We start from the raw sequence: 1,958 nt of genomic DNA on the forward strand, positions 1-1,958 counted from the left end.
CGACGGTGTACGCCGGGAGTCCTACGAGCTGTTCACCAAGGTCTTCTGGCCGACCGGACCCGGCCCGAACGACCGGGGCCTGGGGCGCAAACACATCATCGAGTCCTGCCACGCCTCGCTGCGGCGGCTGCGCACCGACCATCTCGATCTCTATCAGGCGCACCGTTACGACCCGACGGTGCCGCTGGAGGAGACCCTGCGGGCCTTCGACGATCTCGTGCGGGCCGGCAAGGTCCTCTACGTCGGTGTCTCGGAATGGACCGCCGCACAGATCTCGGACGCGGTGCGCATAGCCGCCGACCTGGGCTTCGACCAGATCATCTCCAACCAGCCGCAGTACTCGATGCTGTGGCGCACGATCGAGGCGGAGGTCGTCCCGACCTCACAGGCCGCCGGCATCTCCCAGATCGTCTGGTCGCCGATCGCGCAGGGCGTGCTCACCGGCAAGTACCGTCCGGGCGAACCGCTGCCGGAGGGCACCCGCGCCACCAGCGCGAACGGCGCGAACTTCGTCCGGCGGCTGCTGCGCGACGAGGTCCTCACCCGGGTGCAGGATCTGCTGCCGGTCGCGGCCGACGCGGGCCTGTCACCGGCCCAGCTCGCGGTGGCCTGGGTGCTCCAGAACGACAACGTGGCATCGGCGATCATCGGGGCGTCCCGGCCGGAGCAAGTCCACGAGAACGTCAAGGCGGCCGGAGTGAAACTGGACTCCGAAATCCTGGCCCGGATCGACTCCGTCCTCGACGGGGTCGTCGTCACCGACCCGAAAGCCGTCGGTTAGCGCCTCCGAGCGCGCGAAAAACATGATCGCGCACTCTTCGGCCCCATAGCCCGAGGGTTTTGGCCTCCGAGCGCGCGAAAAACATGATCGCGCACTCTTCGGCCGGCTGCTAGTCGACGGGCCGAAGGCTCATCGGGCCGTACACCTTGCGGCCGGCTTCCTGGAGCACCACCTGCTGGACACCGGTGTCCAGCAGCTCCTGCCAGGTCTCCCCCAGCCAGGTCTCGGCGTCGCTCTGCGTCGGGAACGACTCCGACGACGACAACGAGCCGGCGGGAGCGACCGCGCCGCCGTCCTCCGTCTCGAAACGCCAGGTCCAGCTCACCGTGGGACCCCCTTTGTCCTTGTCGCCTGTCCTCGTCGCCGGTGGCGTCCTCGACGGCCAACCGTCAGGACGCCGCGGGCGACCGGGCAGGCCGTCCGTCGAGCACCATCCAACACCGACGGCGGGTCGGGGTCACAGCCGGCGGTCGGCGGCCGGACCGGCGGCTACGCGAACAGCTGGCCGGCTGACGGAAACACCCCATACGATCCGTCGGACGGCCAGGCCAGTCGATACAGCAGTCGATACAGAGGAAGGAAGCCGTGATCACAACTTCGCACGGTGTCACGACGTTGCTCGCGGAGGTCACCACCGAGTCACACGAGGCGCCCATGGTGTGGTGGCAGGTCGGGCTGCTCACGATCGGCGCGATCGTGTTGCTCGGTGCCGTGCTGACCCTCATGACGCTGGTCGACCGCAAGCGTCATCCGCACCCGTAGGCACACGGGCAAGTGCGGCTGAGGCTGCTGGGCACGGGGTCGGCCGACGGATGGCCCAACCCGTGGTGTGAGTGCGCGTCCTGCGGGTGGGCCCGCGAACACGAGGTGCGCACCCAGACCGCGGTGCTCGTCGACGGCACCATGCTCATCGACTGCGGGCCGGACGTACCGCGCGCCGCCACGAGGTTCGGGGTACGGCTCGCCGGCGTGCGCCACCTGCTGTTCAGCCACGCCCACTCCGATCACACCGGTCCCGCCGCCCTGCTGTGGCGGACATGGTCGACTGTGGCCGCACACCCGTTGGACGTTGTCGGACCGCCCGCATCCCTGGATGCCTGCCGTCCCTTCGTGGCCCCCCCGGGGGGTGACACCGGGCCGTTGCGGTTCCATCCGGCGCACGCCGGCGACGTCCTGT

4 protein-coding genes are annotated in these 1,958 nt (G+C 69.5%); 3 read left to right on the forward strand and 1 reads right to left on the reverse strand.

The features are described 5' to 3' along the window. Positions 1 to 781 (forward strand): aldo/keto reductase (locus tag DD1DGNOD_RS19365; protein WP_131770763.1); only part of this gene is annotated, 781 nt, incomplete at its 5' end. Positions 782 to 890: 109 nt separating this feature from the next. On the opposite strand, the gene DD1DGNOD_RS19370 is transcribed toward DD1DGNOD_RS19365, so the two are convergent. After that, positions 891 to 1,106 (reverse strand): hypothetical protein, encoded by a 216-nt coding sequence (locus DD1DGNOD_RS19370; protein ID WP_131770758.1) that lies wholly within the window; start codon positions 1,104 to 1,106, stop codon positions 891 to 893. Between the two features lie 260 nt (positions 1,107 to 1,366). Here DD1DGNOD_RS19370 and DD1DGNOD_RS27300 point away from each other — a divergent pair, with 260 nt between their 5' ends. Beyond that, positions 1,367 to 1,543 carry a hypothetical protein gene (locus tag DD1DGNOD_RS27300; protein WP_165035142.1) on the forward strand — a complete coding sequence of 59 codons (177 nt, stop codon included), beginning with the start codon at positions 1,367 to 1,369 and terminating at the stop codon, positions 1,541 to 1,543. A gap of 105 nt (positions 1,544 to 1,648) precedes the next feature. Next, on the forward strand, positions 1,649 to 1,958 hold a 310-nt coding region (locus DD1DGNOD_RS29845), incomplete at its 3' end, for an MBL fold metallo-hydrolase (RefSeq protein ID WP_430827839.1).

Origin of the sequence: Candidatus Protofrankia californiensis, from assembly GCF_900634765.1 — a bacterium.
In the GTDB taxonomy this organism is placed as follows: domain Bacteria; phylum Actinomycetota; class Actinomycetes; order Frankiales; family Frankiaceae; genus Protofrankia; species Protofrankia californiensis.